Source organism: Bartonella sp. MR168JLCBS, assembly GCF_042194175.1.
The window spans coordinates 1-572 of record NZ_JBHIMP010000573.1 but is presented as its reverse complement, the minus strand read 5'-3'; the positions used below and the strand labels follow the sequence as shown (position 1 = coordinate 572).

Below are 572 nucleotides of genomic sequence, written 5' to 3'. Positions count from 1 at the left end.
TAATTGCTTATCGTCAGCGTAAGGAAATATTGATCAAGCATGTTGGAGAAATGCATATTGAAACACCAGTAGGACCAGCTGTTTTTCAAAGTTATCAACTGCCTTGGGAAACAGTCCAGCATGTTGCAATCATTTTTGGTGATATCCGTGATGGTGAGGATATTCCTGTGCGTTTGCATCGTGAAAACATTATGAGCGATATTTTTGGTCAATCGTCAGATATTATAACTATCATGCGGCGTATGATGGAAAAAGAAAAACGTGGCGGATCTGTTGGTGTACAATCAGCTGTTGGTAGTCAGGCATTGGCAATGAGAGGTTTGGAAAACCATGTGCAAGCGATTGAACGCGGAGAAGAATGGCGACAAATTGGTTTAGGATCACAAATTTTAAAACATTTAGGGATTAGTTCTGTTATCGTTTATGCTGCTAACGAGCGTCATTATTTAGGTTTGGAAGGTTTTGGAATTCGTGTATCCAGAACAGATATTTTGTGAGGATCACATGAAACAAGAGATACAAACGGGGGATATTACTGCACTAAGTTTTGAGCAAGCGCTTAAGCAGCTTGA

Annotated in this window: 2 pseudogenes; both read left to right on the top strand. The window is 39.9% G+C overall.

Annotation, left to right across the window (positions count from 1 at the left end):
- Positions 1–497: pseudogene (locus ACFIK8_RS12770) on the top strand (3,4-dihydroxy-2-butanone-4-phosphate synthase); the annotation flags it as partial.
- Positions 498–504: 7 nt separating this feature from the next.
- Positions 505–572: pseudogene (locus ACFIK8_RS12765) on the top strand (exodeoxyribonuclease VII small subunit); the annotation flags it as partial.